Here is a 1,361-nt window from a genome sequence, read left to right as displayed (position 1 = left end):
GAATCAGCCGGCCCGCGCCCTGCTTCAGCGTGATCACGGCCTGCGGCAACTGGTGCACCGCGAACGGGCTCAGCCCCTTCTTCGTCAATGCATCGAGCCGCGCGGCCAGCACCGGATCGTCCGGCGGCGCGAACGGCAACTTGTCGATCACGACCAGCGACAGCGCATCGCCACGCACGTCGACGCCTTCCCAGAAGCTCTGGCTACCGACCAGGATCGCATTGCCGTACGCGCGGAAGCGGTCGAGCAACTCGGTGCGGCTTGCGTCGCCCTGCACGAGCAGCGGCGTGTTCCAGCCGCGCGATTCGATCACGTCGCGCAGCTTCGACGCGATCCGGTCGACCGCACGTAGCGTCGTGCACAGCATGAACACGCCGCCGCCGGATGCCTCGATCGCCGGCAGCGCGGCATCGAACACGGCGTCGGTAAACGCCGGCGAAGACGGCTGCGGCAGGTTGCGCGGCACGTACAGCAGCCCCTGCGACTGGTAATCGAACGGGCTGGCGAGCGTCATCGAACGACGCGAGCTAAGGCCCATCTGCGCCGCATAGTGCGTGAAATCGCCGCGCACCGACAACGTGGCCGACGTGAACACCCATGCACGCGGCACGCCCGCACGCTGCTTCGCAAAGATCGGCGCGACCGACAGCGGCGTTTCGTGCAGTTGCACGGTATGCGCGAACACCTCGACCCAGCGCACCTTCTCGTTCGGATCGCCGTCGGATGCCGCCTTGTCGCCGGCCGCTGCCGCGTCGGCTTGCGCGGCCGCTTCCGCCGCGCCGGGCGCGACCCAGCCGGCCAGCAGGTCCTGCAGCTCGCGCGCGCGCCGCAGGCATGCGCCGAGCGATTCCGCGCGCTCGGCCTGGCTCGCGAGCGCCGAGGCGAGCGCATCGAGCGCCACGTCGAGCGCGTCGAGCGCACCGAACATCGGGTGATTGTCGCCGAGCTGCGCAAGCGACATGCGCACGATCTGGCCGTCGGCGAACGCCAGGCGCAAGTCACGCGCCGCGCGCTCGAGATCACCGCCGAGCTTCACCCATTCGACCGCGTCGCGCGCATGGCTCAGGCCTTCCGCGACCGTGTCGCGCGCGAGTTCGAGGATCTGCGTCGTCGACAGCGTCTCGCCGAAGAACAGCGTCGCCGTCTCCGGCAGCTGATGCGCTTCGTCGAAGATGATCGTGTTCGCGTTCGGCAGCAGCTCGGCCATCCCCGTGTCGCGCAGCATGATGTCCGCGAAGAACAGGTGATGGTTGACGACGACGATGTCCGCCTGCTGCGCCTCGCGCCGCGCCTGCATCACGAAGCATTCCTTGTAGTGCGGGCATTCCTGGCCGAGGCAGTTGTCGCGCGTCGACGTGACC

At 68.8% G+C, this 1,361-nt stretch carries 1 protein-coding gene; it reads right to left on the bottom strand.

Annotated features, from left to right (window positions below):
• A partial coding sequence (locus tag JMF90_RS37235) for an ATP-dependent DNA helicase (protein ID WP_201326356.1) occupies window positions 1–1,361 on the bottom strand: 1,361 nt, incomplete at both ends.

Origin of the sequence: Burkholderia sp. E168m23, from assembly GCF_016586125.1 — a bacterium.
Classification (GTDB): Bacteria; Pseudomonadota; Gammaproteobacteria; order Burkholderiales; family Burkholderiaceae; genus Burkholderia; species Burkholderia orbicola.
Note: the sequence above shows the minus strand (reverse complement) of the source record. Positions and strands in the feature narration are given on the sequence as shown.